Consider the following 18964-nt stretch of genomic DNA (forward strand, 5'->3'; position numbering starts at 1 on the left):
CCCGCCACCCCACTCCTTCGAGGGTGAACGGTCAGCTCTGGGGCTCGGTTCGGGTACGCTCCGCGTCCGCGGGCTGCTGTCCGGCCTTGTCGACGACGGCGAGTTCCAGCTCTGCCTCGCTGGACAGCAGCGTTCCGGCCTTTCCGTACGAGGTGTCCTTGGTCAGATAGCTCCGGGAGCCGAGGAAGGAGAAGTCCTCCTCGTCGAAGACCCACTCGGTCCGGATGCCGTAACGCGTGTCGTCGTGGGCGATGCCGAGGCCCCGGCGGCCGATCGCGTCGCGGGCCTGCGGGGCCGGAGCGACGCCGGGGATCTTCGCCGCGGCCCGGTAGAGGGCGGCGGCCGTGGCGGGCGGCATCACCCCGCCGACCAGGGACCCGATCTGCTCGAAAACCGCCTGGTCACGTTCCCGGCCCTTGGCCTGGGGGGTCTTGGCGTACAGATAGGCCAGCAGCTTGTCGGGGTCGGTGGGCAGCGAGCTGAGCCAGCGGTAGGTGGGTCGGTTGATGCCGGCCGGGGTGCCGTCGGTGTCACCGAGTTCGGCGTTGATCGGCAGAGTCTCACCGTTCTCCCGGATCAGGCCGAGCTTGCGCAGGGGCCCCGGTTCCTGCGCGGCCCACACCTCTCGGTCCGTCAGCGGGCCGAGGACGGCCCTCCCGCTGGTCAGGTCGGCCCCACGGGTCTTCTCCCGGGTGTAGACGAACTGGTCGTCCCGCACGGGGGGCGTGGTGCGTTCCCCTGCGGCGTCGGAGATCCGGCCCAGGAGCGCCGCGGCTGGCCGCATGTCCGTGGCCGCCCGGCGCGAAGCGGTGCCGGAGGGCTCCCGGCCGCCGCCGTTCATGGCAATGCCCGCGGCCAGCACGCCGGCCAGGGTCAGCGCGGTCGCCGGCGCCAGGAGCGCGGGCCGGAGCAGCCGGCGGGCCGGGCGGGTACGGGTCGCCTGGTCTCGGTCGATGTGGTGCATCAGCAGTTCCTTGTGACGAAGGTGCTGCTCGCGCGGAAGGTCCCAGTCGGCCGGGGCCGGCAGCAGGCGGGCGATCTCTTCGCGGTCGCCGTTCCGCTCCGGGGAAGCGCCGGTGGTCGTGTCGTTCATGTGAGCTCCTCCCGTACGGGCAGGGCCGCGATCGCGGCCGCACTTGTCATCTCTCCGCGGGTGGTGGGTGGTTCCCGGTCTTCTTCCGCAAGCCGGGCGAGCTTCTTGCGGGCACGCGAAAGGCGGGAACGTACGGTGCCGACCGCGATGCCCAGGGCTTCGGCTGTCTGCTGATAGTCCAGGCCGGACCACACGCACAGAGCCAGTACCTCCCGCTCCTGGCGCCGCAGCCGACCCAGGGCTGCATGCACGGCATACAGCCGCCGTGCGTCGTCGATGCGCCCGACCGTCCGGGGCGCGAAGTCCTCCTCCGCACATGGCTGCGGCTGACGCGACAGGAACAGCTGGCGCCTGCGCTGTCCCCGACGGGCGTTGTCCGCCTTGTGGGTGGCGATGCCCAACAGCCAGGGCAGCAGGGAGCCACCGTCCTCGTGCACCCGTGCGCGGGTCCGCCACGCAGTCAGGAACGTTTCGGACATGACCTCTTCGGCGGTCGACCAGTCGCCGGTCAACCGCAGCCCGTGGTTGTACACGGCGCGGGCGAACTCCTCGTACAGCTGGGCGAACGCCTCGCGGTCCCCCTCGCGCACGCGGCGGCGCACATCGATCTCTGAGTCCCTCACAACCATTTCTCTCCGCGACACCAGAGGAGTTCCTGTGGCCTGTGTCACGCACCGGTACGGCCCCTGAAGCAGGACCATGACCGCACAAGGCATCCGGGCCGGGAATCAGGCCCACCAAGCGGAGGCCGGCCGCGGCCTGTCACCACTACGCCGAGGTGACCTCCGCCTGTTCACACGCGGCGACCGAGGTACACGCGACCACCGTGAATGCCGTACGACGGCTGGCTGAACTCATGGGCATCCAAGGCCAGTTCATCTCCGTCTTACAACGCGAAGTCAGCTGCCGCCGTAGGGGGAACCGATGCAACGTCGCCTCGTCACCTCAGCCATCATCGCCGCTCTGTGCGCAACCACATTGGCCGGCACCGCCGGTTCCGCCTCCGCCGCCCCGACCGTCGACTGCCGCAAGGTGAAGTGCGTCGCGCTCACCTTCGACGACGGCCCGGTCCCCGACACCCGGCGACTGCTGCGCATCCTGAAGGAACAGGACGTCAGAGTGACGTTCTACGCCGTCGGCACGAACGTCCAGAGACACCCCTCGACGGTGCGCGCTGAGTCGGCCGCCGGTCACCAGATAGGCAACCACAGCTGGGACCACCCCGATCTGACCAGGCTCAGCGCCGCGAAGGTCAAGTCGCAGCTCTCCCGCACGGACGAGGCGATCAAGAAGGCGATCGGCAAGAAGCCCACCACGTTCCGCGCCCCGTACGGCGCCCACAACGCGACGGTCCGCAGCGCCGCCGGCCGACCACTGGTGCACTGGAGCGTCGACCCCCTCGACTGGAAGTACCGCGACTCCGCCCGCATCATCAGGACCGTCAAGACGCAGACCAGACCCGGCGACATCGTCATCCTGCACGACATCCACAGGACGACCGTCGACGCGGTCCCGGGCATCGTCAAGGCCCTCAAGGCACGAGGCTTCCACTTCGTGACCGTCGACCAACTCTTCGCCCCGGCCAAACTCCCCGCGGGCAAGGTCACTTACCACAACCGCGGCGCCTACCGGCCCTGATCGGGGGCCCTGAGAGGGCTCTCAACAGAAGGGCGATGTCGGCGCACTCGGTGTGTTTGCCGACGGTCACCGGCCGAACCTGGCAGCCGGCGTGACGCGATCGATCCCAAGAGGGCGTTCAATCCGGGCGGGGCGGGCACGCGACTGCACGAGGAGCCTGACGTTCGTCAGTTCGGCTTCTACTACTCGCCTGCCGCCCCCGCTGTCGCCGCTCGGGCACTGCCCGGCGTCCGTCACTGGTGTGACCCGGTTGCTTCAGGGGCATCGCTGCTTCGAGTCAGGGTGGCGGAGGCAGGAGGCCACAACCACGAAGGGCCAGAGGGACTGGAGGGATGTCACAAGGCGTTCAGCGACACCGGCGGCACCGTGACGATGCACCTCGATCATGAACCAGGCTGCTCCTGCGCCCATCAAAGCGGTCGCCGCGAGGGAGGGCACGGGCCGCAGTCCCCACGGCGCCGCTCCGCTGCGATCGGCGGCCAGAACCGGCCAGACCGCCAGGAGCGCGAAGCCGACCGCGGCGACTGAACCGTGGCGCAGGGAGCCGCCACTGCTCGGCGCCGGGAGCAGAGCCACCACCAACGCCGACACTCCACCGCCACCCAGCGCCAAACGTCCGGCGAGCGCGGCCGCACGTAGCCCCCAGGCGGTCAGCAAGTGGCAGATACCCAGGGCGAGCAGCGCTCCGGTCATCGTCCAGAATCCCGCTGCCCCGTAGGCCGCCAGGACGCTGATCGTCTGAGTAGCAGGGTCGTAGGCGGGCCCCTCGAGGAGCGCCGCGATCGTCCAGCCTCCGATCAACAGGACAGGCGCGCACCCCGACGACAGCAAGGCCCACCTGGGCACAAGTCGCACTGGTTCACCGTAAGACGCTCCGCTACTCCGCGCGGCGGTGCCGCGCCCACCGGGGTGTGGCCGCCACGCGAGCCAAGGCCAGACGGCGGTGAACGTCCACAATCGGACGAGTACGAGTACGAGTACGAGTACGAGTACGAGTACGGCAGGTCGGGTTCGGGGTGGCCCGGGTCGGCCGAGAGGTCGCGCGCACCTCGAACGCCTCGTCCAGGTCGGCCTCGTGGACCGTCGGGCTCTCGTCGGTGAGTGGGATGGGGAGGCCGGCGTCTCGGACTTCGCAGGTGCCGCGTACGCCTCGGGCCGTTGCCGCGACCAGCTACGACCTCCCCTCTGGCACGAATCTGGCACGCAGCGAGTGACGGAGAAGGACAGCAAAGAGGCCCGGGTCTCTGACCTGGGCCTTCGTCGTGGAGCGGGTGACGAGAATCGAACTCGCGCTCTCAGCTTGGGAAGCGACGGTGCTTGGCCGGTGGAACGGCCTCTGACCTGCGCGGATTCGGTGTGTCAGCATCGTTGTACAGGGGCCGGGCGCCGTAGTTGACCGTGGTTGTACGCACTTACGGGCACGGATAGGGCACGTCCCTGCCGTACCCCCGTCTTGGCCGTCCTCACCCACCTCGGTGCACGACGCCGGGGTGCCCCGGGACGTGTTGGCACCCAGGCGTGCGCCGAACCCGTTGGGGTGCGGCTCTGTCTGAGTGAGTTCCCGCGTCAGGCTTGAAGTGCGTATATGTGCTGGTCGGGTAAGGGATGGAGCCGTTCGTGCTCTTTCCGCGCGTGGAAGATCCAGTAGTCGGGGAAGTCGCCGTTGCTGATGATGGTGCGGAGGGTGAGGACGGCTTCGGCGCCGGGGACGGTCCACCTGCTGCCGGTGATGTCGAGTCTGTCGGCGACCAGATGGCGGGCTGCTCCTTCGACGGCGCCGCTGGCGATCGGCCAGCCCGCTGCCAGGGCCTGGTCGTAGTGGACGAAGTCGGCGTTGTTCTCGAGGTATCGGCACGCTTTGTCAGCGGCGGCGCGCTGGTCGTCGCTGAGGTGGCGGTCGGCTTCGGTGCGGATGTCACGGGCGGCGCCGGGGGCGTCGCCGGCCAGGATCCGAGCGGCCTTGATGCCGACCCAGTCCTCGGCCGCGGGATCGGTGGCGGTGTGGAAACACCGCGAGGCCGCCCACAGCTTCTCGATCACGTGGACGATGTCGAGGACGATGTGGATCGTGACGCCGCGCCGGGCGGCCTCGGCCTGGATCAACTCCAGCTGGTGGGCGGCGCCGTCGACCAGCACCACCCAGGTCCGGTGGTGTTCGGGGTCGCGGGCCTCGGCCTGGTCGAACGCGGCGGCGATGACCGTTTCGGCGTCCTCGCGGACGGAGGCGGTGAGCCATTTCGCCCGCGCGATGGGTCCTTTGCGGACGGTGCGGTGTCCGGTGCGGCCGCCGGGCGGGGCGATGATGTCGTGCGGGCGGCGGATCGCGGGCTCGGCGTCGTGGACGACGGCGAGGGTGGCCATCCTTTTGCGGCAGGACTTCTCCCCGGTCGACAGCCGGGTGCGGAAGGTGTGCCGGGCCTTGGCGGCGGCTTTCGCGGTGGCCTCGCGCAGGTGGCCCGGGCGCATCACGATTCCCTTCTGGTCGACACTGATCACCAGCAGCGTCCCGGCCGGGGCCGGGTGGGGAGTGCGGGCCGTATAGAACGCGGCCACGTCCACGGCCGCGGCCCGCACCAGATCCTCCACCTGGCGTTTGCCCACCACCCGGCCCCCGCAGCCGCGGTCGATCGCTTCCAGCGCGGTGTCGTAGGAACCGCGGGCCGCTTCGAGGACCGCGAGCCGGCGTAGTCCCAGACTGTGCCGCCCGTGGGGCAGGCCCAGCATGGCGTCGGCGGGGTAGAGGTTGGTCATGCCCTCGCCGCGCAGAGCGCATCGGGTCACGGTCACCGGCCCCAGCACGGTGGCTAGTTGCCGATGATGCCCCTTCTCCAGCCGCCTCCGGCCGCCGGCGAGCGCAGCCCGCTCCTGCGGACCGAGGGCGGACAGGTGGTCCTCCTCATGGCGGGCCCGCCACTCGAGATGGGCCTGCAGGAACAGTCGTCCCAGCTCCCGGGAGCCCGCTTCGACATCGGCCTCAGCCTGTTCATGCGTCGCGGTGAGTGCTTCGGGGCTGGAGAGGCGGGTGGCCAGGGAAGTGAGGGAAGAAAACACGCGGGCAAAGGGGTCAGCCGCCGCGGCCGTTTCATACGCTGCGTTCATCGGGCTCTCGTCTTCGGACAGTGGCGATCTGGTTGGCACCATCGACGCTAGGGACGAGAGCCCGGCCCCACACCGGCGCGACGCCGCCCGCCGGCCGCGGCTTCCCGCTCCGGCGCACCCGCGTCCGCCCGCCGCGCACCGCCCCACGCGAACAGGCCCGGCTCGTCCTCGGCCAGCCAGCCCCGTTCCACCAGCCGTTTCAGCTTCGAACGGAACCCCTCCACCTTGTTCTTGTCCGTCGACAACCCCAGCGCGGCGCACAGATGATGCGCCCGCATCGGATGCACCGCGTCCTGCAACACCTCGACGACGTCCCGGTACGAGCGCGGCAGCACATCCGCCTCAATCCCCGGCTCCCACTGCGGCACCAGCCGCACCCCGACCGGAGATCCCGCCTGGCTCCGGTCCACAGGCAGCGGGACTTCCTCCGCGGCCACGTCCACGGACACCGTCACCGCCCCCTCGCCGGACAGGATCTCGGTCATCGTCTCCCGTGTGATCTCCAGCCGGGACAGCACAGCCTCCCGCTCGGCAAGACGACCAGCCAACTCCTCCATCTGCGAGCGAAGTTCACTGATCTCGGCCCGGGCAGCCGCCTCCCGCCGCTCGATCTCCTCTAGCCACGACACCATCGCCGCCTCCAAGACCACGTCTCAGGACACGACGATCCGCCGTCCGCGCACGCACGGCAACGGCGCACGGCATCACCAGCTCACTGAGGAAGAGCCGCACCCAACCCGTTGTCACCACATCCGGCCGGGGACGGCGAGGTTGCGGTGTTCGTCCGCGGCACCAAGCATGGGGTCAGGGAACAGCGACAGGGCACATCAGAAGGCACCTCCCAGGAGGACATGAGAGCCATGACGTTTCCTGCGCCCCGGTCCGCCGGCCGTCGCCGGACAAGCCGCACTCGACAGGAATGCGTGCGACTGGCATGACCGACGACGACCGGCCGCTGCGCTGTCTGGTCACCGGCGCCACCGGCTACCTGGGCGGCAGGCTGGTGCCGGAGCTGCTGGCCGCCGGGCATTCCGTGCGCTGCCTGGCTCGCTCGCCCGGCAAGCTGCGGGACCATCCGTGGGCTGGGCGGGCGGAGGCCGTGCGTGGGGACGCAACGGACGAGAGGGCCGTGCGCGCGGCCATGGAGGGCATGGACGTCGCGTTCTACCTGGTGCACGCGCTGGGCACCGGTCGTAGTTTCGAGGAGACCGACCGGCGCGCGGCCAGGATCTTCGGTGAGCAGGCGCGTGCCGCCGGAATCCGTCGGATCGTCTACCTCGGCGGTCTGAGCCCTTCCGGAGTACCCGAGCACGCACTGTCACCCCATCTGCGGTCCCGCGCCGAAGTGGGCCGCATCCTCCTGGCCTCGGGCGTGCCGACCGCGGTACTGCGGGCAGCCGTGATCATCGGGTCGGGTTCGGCCTCGTTCGAGATGCTGCGCCATCTGACCGAGCGGCTGCCCGTGATGGTGACCCCGAGCTGGGTGCGCACCCGCATCCAGCCCATCGCCGTCCGCGACGTGCTGCGCTTCCTCGTGGGATGCGCGAGGCTGCCGTACGACGTGAACCGCGCCTTCGACATCGGCGGACCGGACATCGTCACGTACGAGGAGATGATGCGGCGGTACGCCGTCGTCGCCGGGCTGCCGAAACGCGTCATCGTCCCTGTTCCGCTGCTCACCCCCCGGCTGTCCAGCCTCTGGGTCGGCCTGGTCACCCCGGTGCCGGGCGCTCTCGCGCGCCCGCTGGTCGAGTCGCTGAAGCACGAGGTGGTCTGCGCCGAGCGGGACATCGTCCGATACGTGCCGGACCCGCCGGAGGGACCCGTCGGTCTCGACCGGGCGATCCGGCTGGCTCTGAGGCGCGTGCAGGACGCGGACGTCGCCACGAGGTGGTCCTCGGCCTCGACTCCCTGTGCCCCCAGCGACCCGCTGCCCACAGACCCCGACTGGGCGGGCGGGAGCCTCTACACGGATCACCGCGAGCGTACGGTCGCAGCGTCGCCGCAGGCGCTGTGGCGGGTGGTGGAGGCGATCGGCGGCGAGAACGGTTGGTACTCCTCGCCACTGGCCTGGTCCCTGCGGGGCTGGCTGGACACCCTGGTTGGCGGGGTCGGTCTGCGCCGGGGCCGCCGGGACGCGACCCGGCTGCGGGTCGGCGACAGCCTGGACCTCTGGCGAGTGGAGGAGATCGAACCGGGCCGGCTGCTCCGGTTGCGCGCGGAGATGCGGCTGCCGGGCCTGGCCTGGCTGGAGATGGCCGTCGACCGGGATCCACAGGGGCGCACGGTGTACCGGCAGCGGGCCCTGTTCCATCCGCACGGCCTGGCCGGGCACGCCTACTGGTGGGGCGTGGCCCCCTTCCACGGCGCGGTCTTCGGCGGCATGGTCCGCAACATCGCCGCCGCGGCCGAATCGGCCGCCCCTGAACCAGCCCGTACTCACTGAGGGGGCTCAAGGAACTGTGCGCGTCTCGGTCGCCCTGTTCACCGCCGACCTGCGGGTGCACGACAACCCGGTCCTTCAGGCCGCTCTGAGGAACGCGGAGCGTGTGGTCCCGCTCTCCGTCGTCGACAGCGGCATCCGCCGCACCGGCTTCGCCGGACCCCACCGCGTGGCGTTCCTCGCCGACAGCCTGACCGATCTCGACAAGGTCGTCGGGGAGTACCCGGAATGTCTTGCAGCGGCCTGTACGGCCCGGAAGTCTCGTCGGTCGAAGGTCAGAATCGCGTCCGTGTCGTAGTCGGCGGCAAGCGCCACGTTCACCGCGTCGGCGAGGTCGAGGTCCAGCGCGCGATGGCGGACACGGACAGACGTGACTTCGCTGCCTGCCCGCAGAACAACGGTGCACCACTTCCCGGATCCGGGCCCGGACGGGTACGACAGCAGCACAACTCGGGTGAATCCGAATGGGACCAGAGCTCGGCCGACACCAAGCGAGCCGCGGGCATCTGCGCCCCGTTCACCGGCGAACCAACCAACCAACCCGTCGGCCGGCAAAGGCTGCCCTGGTGGACCGGCGTCCACCAGGGCCGGATATCCGCGACCGGCATCGAACAACTCCACGCGAGCTTCTCGCCGGGCAAGCAGAACGAGCTCAAGGAGCGCCAGTGGGCGCTGATCCCGTGGGACGACGAGGAGGACGGGACGCCGCCGGACCGTTCGACGGTGGGTCCGGACGGAGGGGTGGCGGTGGTGCGGATTGCGGAGCGAGGTCCGGGGCCGGATCCGGCGCGGGATAGAACTGGGCGTACCAGCGGCGGAGCCGCTTGATCCCCTGCTCATGCGGAAGCAGAACCGGCCGCGCCTGATGGATCTTGTGGTCCCAGATCCGCACCTCTTCCCGCACCTCACCGAGCGCCTCAGCCCGGAAGACGAGCTTGAGCGCAGGGGTGAGGAGGCGCAGGCCGCGGCGGCCCGGATGCCGCAGGTAGTACAGCATCCGCAACTCACTGCTGGTCTCGTCGACGGGCGTGGAGAGCGCGACGGCGGTCACGGACAGCGCGGGTCCGTGCGTCCGGACCACCATGACTCCCGGCCCGTACATGAACGCGTCGAACGTGTTGTCGATGTCCCAGCCGAGCACGCGCCGCCGGATCCGTCCGCGTGCCTCGGCATACGGCCCGTCGGCCCGCCACTTCTGTACGGGCGGCTCGCTCTGCCCGTGGATGAAGTGGAAGTGGGACTCGTCGACGATGTTCTCCCGCATCTCCTGTACGTGGATCCGGGCCCGGCAGGTGTCGTCGACGGGCGAGGCGAAGTCGCGGGACGTCGCCTCCGGGATCTCCGGCACCTCCCAGGAGGGCTGTGTCTCGGGGCCGACGTACACGAAGACGAGCCCGCTGTGCTCGCGTACCGGGAGCCCGCCGAGTGCCACCTTGGGCGTCCGCGCCGCGAACGGCGCCTCGACACACCGCCCGTCTATCGCGAACCGCCAACCGTGGAAGGGGCACTCGACCGTGCCGTCCACGACTTTTCCGCCGACGCCGAGATGGGCGCCGTAGTGCGGACAGTGCGCGTCCCGCACGGTGGCCCGCCCGTCGGTCCCGCGGAACGCGATCAGCGCTCGGCCGAAGTACTGCAGGTTGACGACCTTCCCCGGCCGTAACTCACCGCTGCGCAGCAGGCCATACCAGCCGAACGGTACGAAGGGCATCGGATACGCATCGGCCCGGGGATCCCGAGGCCCGTCGACGATGTCATGCCTACGACGTGCCATGAGGGCATGGTAGTGGGGCACCGCCGGAAGTGCACCGGTGCAGCCTCGGCCGGCCTGATCCGCCGCCTCGGCATCTCCAACGTCGCGTTCCCACATACGCAACTCGTCCTGGCAGTCTTCCGTCGAGACAGAGCTGCTCGGCCAGGCGGGTTCGGCGGGCCCCTGGATCGGTTCCGCGCTTCGAGCGCTGAAGGGGCAGCACCTTCTGCCTCAGTTCACCCTGAGGCTGAGACAGACCTGGCGGACGAGCCGCTCCCAGCTCTCCACCACCTCAAGGGCCCGTGGATCTCCCTGACACAGGGTCTCGTCGGACTAGACAACAAACAAACCCCAGGCCGCTGACCTGGGGTTTCATCATGGAGCGGGTGACGAGAATCAAACTCGCGCTCTCAGCTTGGGAAGCGACGGCGCTTCCGCGGGCTCTATGACTCTGACCTGTTCCGCGTCCCGCACCATCAGCTTCCCGGTCCCGGTGACGATCCGCACAGCTCCCTCACGGTACTCCGCGTCGAGCTTCCGCCTCTTGTTCGCCATGACTTCCAACTCCCGATGCCGGAAGGGACTCTGTGCTACGAGGGGAAGGCCGGCGACGGTGCGCCGGAACCAGTCCCTCGGACATCGTGTTGTCCTACGGTGCTTGAGGGAGCAAGGAGTCAACGGGGCGGAGAATGTCGTGAATGACCGTGGCAACCTTGCGGAGCGCATCACCGAGAGGCGGGCCGGGACAGGCGATCCGCGTGTTCTGACTGGTGAGTTGCGGCGGGCACGGCTCCTTGTGCCGCTCGACGGCGGCGGTCTGTGGACGGCGCACTTCGGTGGGACCCGTTGGATCTGCGCCTTCACCGACGAGAATTCACTCGCGCGGTTCGTGAGCCGGCATGGCCCTGGCGGCCGGGAGTGGGAATACGCCGTACTGCTCGGGGCCAGGCTGCTCGACGAGATCGTCCCGGCCATGGGAGAGCCGGCCGGCGTCGCGGTCGACGTGGCCGACGAGGAGGGGGCGATGTTCTTCCCGCCCGTGGTGGGAATCGTGCCCGAAGCCGTCGCGGTGGACGCCGAGGCCGAAGGGCCGGAGGCAGGAGCGGGCCCGGGACGGTCCGCCCGGGCGGTCACGGGGGATCCGTCAGCAGGAGGAGGAGCGTACTGATGGGGGACGGTGCCAAGGACCTGCACGTCGACGAATTCAGCGTGCGCCGGATCACGCAAGGACTGCGGGACGCCATCGAGCAGGCCGGCGACGGCCTGGACGAACTGGACGCCCATGAAAGCTCTGGCCACCCTCCGAAGCGGCGCCACCTACTGGGTGGGAGATGGGGCACAAGAGCGGCCCAGCAGCGTGCATCGAGCAATGACTACGGCCGTGAGCGACCATGGCTGCTCCGCGACCATCCGGCTGGGGGCCCCGCCGTCACCTGTCAGCACGATCACCCCTTCGCCAAGGCCGCCTCTACCGGCGCCCCCATCGAAGAGATGGGGGCGCATTTCGTCAGCTTCGCCTACTTGAGTGCTGTACCACCCGAGTTGTGATAGGCGATCGTCTTGTTGATCAGGTTTCCGCCGTCGGACTCGACCGTCGTCTGCTCCTGCTGCCCTGCACCGAAGAACAGGCCAGCGATATGGGCGTTCGCGACCTGGTCCATGTGCCCGAACAACCAGTCCACCTTGTCGTCCTTGTAATGGTTGAGAGTGTTGTTCTGCGCCATGTTGCCCACGGGGATCTGCCACAGGACTACCGGCTTGCCCACGGACTCGGCCATCGTCTTGTAGAACTGCAGCGCGGCAGCGGCCTTCTGGTCGGTCCAGAAGTGGTCACTGCCGCCGTGGGCCGGCTGTGCGTACCAGCCTGCGTCGCGGTCCGAGACATCGGTGGCCAGGAAGTCGGCGTTCTGCGCCCCGAGGTTCGCGTAGTCCTTGACGCATGCCTGCGTGTTGGTCTGCCAGTCGAAGCAGGAAAGGTGCATCCCCACGGCGGTGTTCGGCGCATACTTGTGCGCCATCGAGATCAGGCAGCGGGCGAGTCCGGCGGCGCTGTTCTCCTGCGATCCGCAATCCGTCGGATTCGCGCCCGAGACCTGTGCGGGAACCTGGTGCGGATCGCCGAGCGACCGGACGAAGCCCCAGAAGTCAGGCTCAAGGTCGATCGCGTCGTGCGACTTGCCGATCTTCTGGAGGAAGAAACGGTAGTCGTTCAGGTACCGGGTGAGCAGGTCACGCCTGTTGATGGCCTTGACCTCGCCCGGACCGTCGCCCTCGCCTGCCGCATCCCCGAGGTCGCGCAACGAGTACCAGGTCCAGAGCATCTTCTGAGGACGCGGGCTGCCCTTGTACGTCGCTTGGGCCGCCACGCTGTCCCGCCAGGTCACGTAAGTGCCGGGCGCCGTGGTGCTGCCGTTCCAGCAACCCCACCAGCCCGACCACGCGTCCTGGCAGCGCGCTGCCGAGTAGTAGTCCGATGAGGGCGCGGGCTGGCTGTGCACATAGGCGTAGCGCATGTCGAACGGCGCGGCGGTCGCCGAGGCGTCGGACATCGAGCCGCCGATGAGCACCGTGTCACTGCCCATGAAACGCTTCGTCGAGCTGCCGTTGGTGGCGGTCGGAGAAGCCGGCGGCGACGCCGGGTGGGTGCCGCTCGGAGCCGGGCTCGCCGGAGCGCTGCCGCCGGGCGTGGGCGTGCTGCCGGAGTTCCCCGGGCTCCCGGTGCCGCCGGCGCTACCGGCCGGGACGAGCTTCCACTGCTGGTTGGCGCCGCCCCGGTCGCGGTTCTGGACGATGTCGCCCCCGTTGGCCTTGGCGGCGTTCTGGACACCGACAGCCATGCCACTGAAGCGATTGACCAAACGCACGTAGCCGTCCGGCGACTTGGACAGTTTGAACTGCTGGTTGGTGCCGTTCAGGTCTTTCCACTGCACGATGGCGGAGCCGGCGGTCTTCGACCAGCCGAGGTCGTCCAGCACCTTGCCGGAGTTCCGGTTCTGCAGCCGGTAGTACCCGTCACCCGCGTCGATGAACCGCCACTGCTGGTTGGCCCCGCCGTGACGGCTCCACTGCACCACCTCGGCGCCGTCCTTCGTGGCGAAGGCGCGGTTGTCCAGCACCTTGCCGCTGTTGCGGTTGACCAGCACGTACCACTTCTTCAGATCCAGGGTTTTTTGCTGCGCCGAAGCCTGGCTGACCACGACGGCCGAGCCGGCCACGACCACCATGGCGAGCCCCGCCCAGAGACCCCGACGCGCGAGCAACCGACGGCCACGATGCTTCGGGCGACCACCGCGCGCACCGCCGTCGGCACGGTGGCCGCCGACGGGGGACGCCACCGATGACGTGGGTGGGCCGGGGACATGTCTGTGCTCTCGTTCCAGGGACATGCCACTGCTCTCTTTCAGCCGTTGCATCTGACCGGACCTCTTGGCCGGACAACACTGAGTGGTCCGAGAGGCCGAAAAGGTTGCCGCGAAGATCCACAGATTTTTTCGCCTTGACCGCTTCCCGTTCGCTGCGGAGCTCGGCACGCCTGACGCCGGTGGTGGCGAACGCCTGATGGCTGGTCGGGGAAGGTGGGGGACAAACAGCGCGATCCCGACCCGGCAGGGCCGCTCCGAGCGCCTCGCCGACCTTGCGGCAGCTACCGGTAGTACCCGTCTGTGCGGCACCGGTGGTCTGCGTTGCCTCGACGCCGGCCTCTTCGACGCCCACGGCATTCCCGTGCTGCCCTTCCACACCCCTGTGGATGACCCACTCTGGCAGGGGGCTTGCCGATCCACCAGCCTGTGGGCCTTGAGCAAGATCGGGTCCGATGCGCTTGCGGACCACCCGGCCGTCCAACGAGAAGCCCACCATCCTGGACACCACCGTGACCGCTGGCATCTCCGGCACCCTCGCCCTGGGGCATCCTGTGCGAGGGATACGGCATGGGCATTCCCACTGATCACCCCACACAGCAAAAAGGCCCGGGTCTCTGACGCGTAAATAGCAGCAGGTCAGGGTGTGTGTGGGCAGGGCTGGCTGCCCGGTGGCCGTGGCGGTCGCCGGGTGTCCTGGCTCGGGTCGGTCAGGCCGTGTCTTCCGGCGGGTTGAGGGTGACGGTGTAGCCGAGTTGGTTGAGTGCGTTGATCGCGCGGCGGGTGGCGCGTTCGGGGTCGCGTTGGGCGAAGTAGGTGCCGCCGAGTTCGTGGTAGGCGACGTTGTCGGTGAGCATGTGCCAGATCGCGGTGATGATCGAGTGCTCGACGGCGACGAGGGCCCTGAGCGGGCCGCGGCGGGCGGTGAGCCGCTTGTAACGGGCCTGCAGGTAGGTGTCCCTGGTTCTCACCGCGCCGAAGGCGGCCAGGCCGAGGGCGCCTTTGAGGTAGGGGTTGCCGGGGCGGACCCTGGCGCTCTTGGTGCGGCCGGCGGACTCGTGGTGGCCGGGGCAGACGCCGGCCCAGGACGCGAGGTGCTTGGCGGAGGCGAACCGGCTCATGTCGCCGCCGGTCTCCGCGATGATCACCTCGGCGACGGCCCGGTTGATCCCGGGGATCGTGTCGAGGAGGTCGAGCGCGGGACGAAAGGGGGCCATCGCCTCCTCGATCCGCGTGTCCAGCTGCCGGATCGCGTCGGTGAGCTGGTCGTAGTGGTCCAGATGCAGCCGGGTCAGGAACGCGTGGTGGGCGCGGAATCGTCCGGTCAGTGCCTCGGTGAGCTCGGGGATCTTGTTGCGGAGCTTGCGCCTGGCCAACTCCGCAAGGGTCTGCGGGTCGCGTTCCCCGCCGGTCAACGCCTCCAGCATGGCCCGGCCTGAGACGCCCATGATGTCGGACACGACCGCGGAGAGCTTGATCCCGGTGTCTTCGAGGAGTTTCTCCAGACGCTGGACGATCTGACCGCGCTCGCGGGTCATCTGGGTGCGGGTGCGGGTCAGGTCCCGCAGCTCGCGCACCGGCTGGGGTGGCACGAACGAAGCGCGCACCAGGCCGTGTGCTCCGAGTTGGGCCAGCCAGGCCGCATCCGAGACGTCCGTCTTGCGGCCGGGCAGGTTCTTGACCTGCCGCGCGTTGACCAGGATCACGTTCAGCTCGTCGGCCAGCAGGTAGTAGAAGGGCTTCCAGTAGTCCGAGGTCGCCTCGATCACGACCAGGGTGACCTCGGCGGCGAGCAGGTGATCGCGCAGGGCGAGTACCGCGTTCGTCGTCGATTTCCAGGTGGTGGTCTCGGTCGTGAACGACCCCCGCCGCTTGGTACTGGGGGTGCGGACGCATGCCTTGGCGTCCTTCTTGCCGATGTCCACACCGGCGCAGCGTTCGTGCAGCACGTCCACGTCTTGATCCCTCCCTCGACGGCCGGGTGGTACGCCGTTCCGGGAGGGCCAGGGTGAATCAGGAATTCTGACGCACGTGCTCGCAGCAACACTCCACGGTTCCCGTGGACGGCCCTCGGCACCACGCTGACCTGCGAGCTCACCGGCATCACAGAGCTATCGGTTTCGGCCGGTACGAACCTCTCCAGCGTCCCGTACCGACATCAACCCCCGTCAGAGCAGACAGAAGCACGCCCAGCGCGCGCCACAGGATTTACCACGCCCCCGGCGCGCACCGAAGGTGCGCTGGGTCGCTGACCTGGGCCTTCGTGGTGGAGCGGGTGACGAGAATCGAACTCGCGCTCTCAGCTTGGGAAGCTGCGATCATTTGGGGTCTACTTGAACGCTGACCTGGGCAAACGGCTGACCTCCGGCGCGGGCGGCAGCGCCTTTGTTCCCCGTGCTTCCCTGCTGTTCCCCGCTCGATCTGGTGCGGTTGTGGTGCGCCCCCGCCGAGGCGCATCGGCGACCTTGGCGTGATGCCTGCTGTCTCCAGCGGGGTGATCTGGCTCCTCCTGCTGCGTAGCTCCTACAAGTGTTCTGCTTGGATCAGTCCATGATTTCTGATGGTGCATCGGACGAGAAACGAGAGGGGGCAGAGCTCGCGGTCTGGTTCGGCGGGGCGTCCATGGGGTGCTGGCTCTGTTGCCCGTTCTGGATACTGGTCAGCTTCGTCGCGCTACCCCTGGCCCTCGTCGGCCTCGTGCGGGCCTGTGTCGAGTACCACGCATCAAAGTCGGGTCGAGCGAGTAGGTCGCGAGCCGTAGTGGGTGCCGTGTTGTCCCTCCTGGGGGCAGCAGCAGCGATCGCCTACATGATCTTTCTAGCCAACCATCCTGATCTTCCCGTCCAGGGGTAGCGGTCCAGCCGACATATCGCCTCTCGCACCCGCACGCTTTCCAACTGTGTTGGTGCGTCCCGGGGCCGCGTACGGGGCCGTTCACCTGCGTTCATGTGCGGGCGGTCGTCTGAGCGGCTACCGCCTAGGGTCCCGTCTGAACGGCCGTGAACGGCGATGAATGAGACGGAAACTGAGACGGACGGCGGGGCCGTCTCGTTAGCAACTTCGTCCCGACTGCAAGAAAGACCTGGGGTTGCAGAAGCCCCCGGGCCGGCCGGCCCGGGGCACCTCCTACTTTTCGGTGGGGCCCTTGATCTCAGCCTTGAGCTTCTTCAGGGCCCGTACTGCCTTGCCCGCCTTGTCTGCCAACGACGGGATGTGTCCGAGGGCGACGTTCAGCGCGTAGACCGCACCACCGACTCCTCCAGCCACAGCAAGTACCCAATTGCCACCGTTCACCGGTCCCCTCCAAGGCAACAGCGTCTGTTACTGCAACCCGAGGCGATAGGCCTCGGGAACCGGGGGATGGAGGGGACCGGCGTGCCGCAGTTGGACTGCGTGCAAGGAAGCTAGCAGCACGGCGACTTGATCGCATGTCAGCGGCTCGGGGTGAGCCGTGACTCAAAAGGCTGACTCCTCGAGCGCGACGGATCTATCTCCTGACTTCTTCGTCCCGAAGCAACTTGGGTGGGGGTGCTGCCTTTGGGCTGGTGTGACTCTTACCTGCTGCGATGATCCGCAGGCGTCCGCGGTTGTCCGCCGCTGTGCGTGGGCGTTGTCACGCAGTTAGACACTCACCGCTGCTGTCTTGGCGGGACCCTCAAGCTGTCGTGAGCACAGGCTTCGGACGTGGCATATCCCGCACCGCGACTCCATGACTGCGGAGGACCGGATTGATGTCACCTGGTGTCGCGCATACCGAAGAAGCGACGCCCCGTCCAGAGGATGAAAACCAACATCGTCGCCCAGAGCATGAAGTTGAGCGCGTCGACGACCTCGACAACGGAGCGGGATGCGTGCAACATGCCCGGCACCTTGGCGCCGATCATCCCTAGACCCATGAGAAGAGGGAGCCATGCCCAGAGGAAGGGCATGCCCTGATCGAGGCTCTCTCCCTTCCGAGCCTGGGTACGCTCCCACCACTGGCTGATGAGGCTTCCGAGAACCAGCAGGCACCCCAACGCGACTACGGACCAGTCCATCAACCGCAGCATCACAGCTCCCTTGATCGGCAGGATCTTCCTCCTGCGGATGACCGCACGCAAGGTGCTGTGGCTGAGGTGATCTAGGGCCGGTTGCCATCTGCCCCGCACAATCCGCCGCAGGTCTGCATGATCAGAGAGTGAGTGCACTGACCTGTCAGCTGGCAAGCAACAACCCATCTTGCCTGACGGCAAGGGCTGGGTGGTAACCCGTATGGTGAGGGGCGGGTGACCTGGGGTTGCGGGGCTGGGGGCGTGGGCTCGTCTGTCGTCGTTGGTCGTTCTTGAGCATCCTCGGCCGCCGTCGCACGGCCCAGGGACGGCCCAGCGATGATCACAGCTAGACCCACTGCCAGTAGTGCACCGCGACTGGACACACCTGCAGACCGCCTCGTCGCACAGCGCAGCCCTCGCTGCCCCTCCCGAGACAACAGACCTGGCGCCCGCTGCGAAAACCCGGTGTACGACGGGCAAGGCATGCGCATACTGGCGACATGCAAATTGCATCTGAGGATGGACACAGACTCCTCGCATACATCAGCGCCGCAACTCGACGCGGAGCAATCCTCAGCGCGGATAATCTGGAGTCCTACGCTAAGTCTCCTTTCCGACGCATGCGACGCAGCAGTTCATCGATCCAAGTCTTCATGACCGCCCTGGGCGGGAAAAGCGAACCCCTTGAGACCTGGAAGCAGTACCTAGAGCGGGTCGGATGGATCAAGGTCACTGGCGAGTCGGTGAAACTCACACCACTGGGCCACGCTATTCTTGCTGACCTCTCCGCGCCTAAGCTGGACGTGTCGAACGAGGACGCTTCCGAGGTGATCCTGGACCCGTCTGATCCATTCGCATACGTGCGGGTAATCGGAGCACTTTCTGACATCGGAGAGGGTCTCCTGGTTGACCCGTACTTCCGATTCGATCAGCTTGAGACGGTAGTCGAACACACTCAGATCAGGAGAATCCTGACGAGTAAGAAGATCGGCGCACCGGCGATCTCCCAGTTGGCGCTGGCCTTGGCTGTCATCGACGCGCCTCAACGCCCTGAAGTACGTGTCGCGAACGAGCTTCACGACAGGTTCGCCATTTCGGAGGGCGACAAGGTCATCGCCATCGGAACTTCCTTGAATTCTGTCGGGAAGAATCTGAGCGTCGTCGTCCCACTGGCAAGCATTGCGGGCAACGCAATTAGGCGCACCCATGAAGACCTGTGGACAAACGCAACGGTCTTGAAACCAAAAAATCCCACACCCCAAGCGACGGCGGCTAAGGAACCAAGCACGACACAGTCGGATCAAGACTGAGGTCGGCGTAGCGGCTTTGGGCTGGAGCTGATTTGGCGCGAGTGATCATGGCCCATTACGCTAGCCAGCGGATCGGGCAGGTTTGTGAGCCTGCCCGTTAGTGCCCGATTTTGGGCCATGATCTTCGAGGCTCGCGCCAAATTGGCTGCCTAAAGCCGTGGAGCCGACCGGCCTCAGCCACAGAGGGTTTTCCTACCTCCGCCCGCATGCCAGCAGCGCGCCGCCTGGCGCGGCTAGC

At 68.0% G+C, this 18964-nt stretch carries 16 protein-coding genes and 5 pseudogenes; 7 read left to right on the plus strand and 14 right to left on the minus strand.

All coding sequences use genetic code 11. The annotated features are described in order from the left end of the window. Positions 1-31: 31 nt before the first annotated feature. Together ACSYGN_RS20835 and ACSYGN_RS20840 are read right to left on the minus strand one after the other, a co-directional pair. The gene (locus ACSYGN_RS20835) at positions 32-1093 is read right to left on the minus strand and encodes a CU044_5270 family protein (RefSeq protein ID WP_460397810.1); all 1062 of its coding nucleotides are present in this window, start codon (positions 1091-1093) and stop codon (positions 32-34) included. Further along, a complete protein-coding gene (locus tag ACSYGN_RS20840; RefSeq protein ID WP_460397812.1) occupies positions 1090-1722 on the minus strand; it encodes an RNA polymerase sigma factor in 633 nt (210 codons plus the stop codon). Before ACSYGN_RS20840 ends, ACSYGN_RS20835 begins: the two co-directional genes overlap by 4 nt. Positions 1723-2017: 295 nt before the next feature. Between ACSYGN_RS20840 and ACSYGN_RS20845 the strand changes: the two genes are divergently transcribed. Continuing rightward, a complete protein-coding gene (locus ACSYGN_RS20845) occupies positions 2018-2731 on the plus strand; it encodes a polysaccharide deacetylase family protein (RefSeq protein ID WP_460397814.1) in 714 nt (237 codons plus the stop codon). 255 nt (positions 2732-2986) lie between these two features. Here the strand turns inward: ACSYGN_RS20845 and ACSYGN_RS20850 are convergent, their stop codons facing one another. From ACSYGN_RS20850 to ACSYGN_RS20865, 4 genes and pseudogenes are all read right to left on the minus strand, one after another. After that, the gene (locus tag ACSYGN_RS20850) at positions 2987-3586 is read right to left on the minus strand and encodes a DUF998 domain-containing protein (RefSeq protein ID WP_460397816.1); all 600 of its coding nucleotides are present in this window, start codon (positions 3584-3586) and stop codon (positions 2987-2989) included. 160 nt (positions 3587-3746) lie between these two features. Continuing rightward, positions 3747-3902, minus strand: a pseudogene (locus ACSYGN_RS20855) (DUF1152 domain-containing protein); the annotation flags it as partial. A gap of 395 nt (positions 3903-4297) precedes the next feature. After that, on the minus strand, positions 4298-5830 hold the full coding sequence (locus ACSYGN_RS20860; protein WP_460390534.1) for an ISKra4 family transposase: 1533 nt from the start codon (positions 5828-5830) through the stop codon (positions 4298-4300). Between the two features lie 47 nt (positions 5831-5877). Further along, positions 5878-6462, minus strand: a complete 585-nt coding sequence (locus ACSYGN_RS20865) for a hypothetical protein (RefSeq protein WP_460390536.1) — start codon at positions 6460-6462, stop codon at positions 5878-5880. A 302-nt stretch (positions 6463-6764) separates the two neighbouring features. On the opposite strand from ACSYGN_RS20865, the gene ACSYGN_RS20870 reads away from it, so the two are divergent. Together ACSYGN_RS20870 and ACSYGN_RS20875 are read left to right on the plus strand one after the other, a co-directional pair. Continuing rightward, the gene (locus tag ACSYGN_RS20870; RefSeq protein ID WP_460397818.1) at positions 6765-8276 is read left to right on the plus strand and encodes an SDR family oxidoreductase; all 1512 of its coding nucleotides are present in this window, start codon (positions 6765-6767) and stop codon (positions 8274-8276) included. A gap of 55 nt (positions 8277-8331) precedes the next feature. Then, positions 8332-8421 (plus strand): annotated as a pseudogene (locus tag ACSYGN_RS20875) (hypothetical protein); the annotation flags it as partial. A gap of 57 nt (positions 8422-8478) precedes the next feature. Here ACSYGN_RS20875 and ACSYGN_RS20880 read toward each other — a convergent pair. Continuing rightward, positions 8479-8642 (minus strand): annotated as a pseudogene (locus ACSYGN_RS20880) (VapC toxin family PIN domain ribonuclease); the annotation flags it as partial. Between ACSYGN_RS20880 and ACSYGN_RS20885 the strand changes: the two are divergent. Then, positions 8625-8969: pseudogene (locus ACSYGN_RS20885) on the plus strand (hypothetical protein); the annotation flags it as partial. The pseudogenes ACSYGN_RS20880 and ACSYGN_RS20885 sit on opposite strands and share 18 nt — an antisense overlap. Here ACSYGN_RS20885 and ACSYGN_RS20890 read toward each other — a convergent pair. The 3 genes and pseudogenes from ACSYGN_RS20890 to ACSYGN_RS20900 all read right to left on the minus strand — a co-directional run bounded on the left by ACSYGN_RS20890 (position 8926) and on the right by ACSYGN_RS20900 (position 10581). Beyond that, positions 8926-10047 (minus strand): Rieske 2Fe-2S domain-containing protein, encoded by a 1122-nt coding sequence (locus ACSYGN_RS20890; RefSeq protein WP_460397820.1) that lies wholly within the window; start codon positions 10045-10047, stop codon positions 8926-8928. The pseudogene ACSYGN_RS20885 and the gene ACSYGN_RS20890 sit on opposite strands and share 44 nt — an antisense overlap. Before the next feature lie 85 nt (positions 10048-10132). After that, a pseudogene (locus ACSYGN_RS20895) lies at positions 10133-10356 on the minus strand (TerD family protein); the annotation flags it as partial. 66 nt (positions 10357-10422) lie between these two features. After that, the gene (locus ACSYGN_RS20900; RefSeq protein WP_460397822.1) at positions 10423-10581 is read right to left on the minus strand and encodes a hypothetical protein; all 159 of its coding nucleotides are present in this window, start codon (positions 10579-10581) and stop codon (positions 10423-10425) included. Positions 10582-10720: 139 nt separating this feature from the next. Between ACSYGN_RS20900 and ACSYGN_RS20905 the strand changes: the two genes are divergently transcribed. Together ACSYGN_RS20905 and ACSYGN_RS20910 are read left to right on the plus strand one after the other, a co-directional pair. Continuing rightward, entirely contained in the window at positions 10721-11194 is a 474-nt protein-coding gene (locus ACSYGN_RS20905; protein WP_460397824.1) for a hypothetical protein, read from the plus strand. Next, a complete protein-coding gene (locus ACSYGN_RS20910; RefSeq protein ID WP_460397827.1) occupies positions 11194-11574 on the plus strand; it encodes a hypothetical protein in 381 nt (126 codons plus the stop codon). Before ACSYGN_RS20905 ends, ACSYGN_RS20910 begins: the two co-directional genes overlap by 1 nt. Here ACSYGN_RS20910 and ACSYGN_RS20915 read toward each other — a convergent pair. The 4 genes from ACSYGN_RS20915 to ACSYGN_RS20930 all read right to left on the minus strand — a co-directional run bounded on the left by ACSYGN_RS20915 (position 11544) and on the right by ACSYGN_RS20930 (position 17485). Then, entirely contained in the window at positions 11544-13250 is a 1707-nt protein-coding gene (locus ACSYGN_RS20915) for an RICIN domain-containing protein (RefSeq protein WP_460397829.1), read from the minus strand. The genes ACSYGN_RS20910 and ACSYGN_RS20915 overlap by 31 nt on opposite strands. A gap of 845 nt (positions 13251-14095) precedes the next feature. After that, positions 14096-15340, minus strand: coding sequence for an IS110 family RNA-guided transposase (locus tag ACSYGN_RS20920; RefSeq protein WP_460392151.1), 1245 nt, complete (start codon positions 15338-15340; stop codon positions 14096-14098). 1171 nt (positions 15341-16511) lie between these two features. Next, positions 16512-16652, minus strand: coding sequence for a hypothetical protein (locus tag ACSYGN_RS20925; RefSeq protein WP_460397831.1), 141 nt, complete (start codon positions 16650-16652; stop codon positions 16512-16514). Between the two features lie 467 nt (positions 16653-17119). Then, positions 17120-17485 (minus strand): hypothetical protein, encoded by a 366-nt coding sequence (locus ACSYGN_RS20930; protein ID WP_460397833.1) that lies wholly within the window; start codon positions 17483-17485, stop codon positions 17120-17122. A 584-nt stretch (positions 17486-18069) separates the two neighbouring features. Between ACSYGN_RS20930 and ACSYGN_RS20935 the strand changes: the two genes are divergently transcribed. Then, positions 18070-18726: a hypothetical protein gene (locus ACSYGN_RS20935; RefSeq protein ID WP_460397835.1), complete on the plus strand. Its 657-nt coding sequence runs from the start codon at positions 18070-18072 to the stop codon at positions 18724-18726. Positions 18727-18964 lie beyond the last annotated feature (238 nt).

The organism is Streptomyces sp. YIM S03343, from assembly GCF_054729195.1.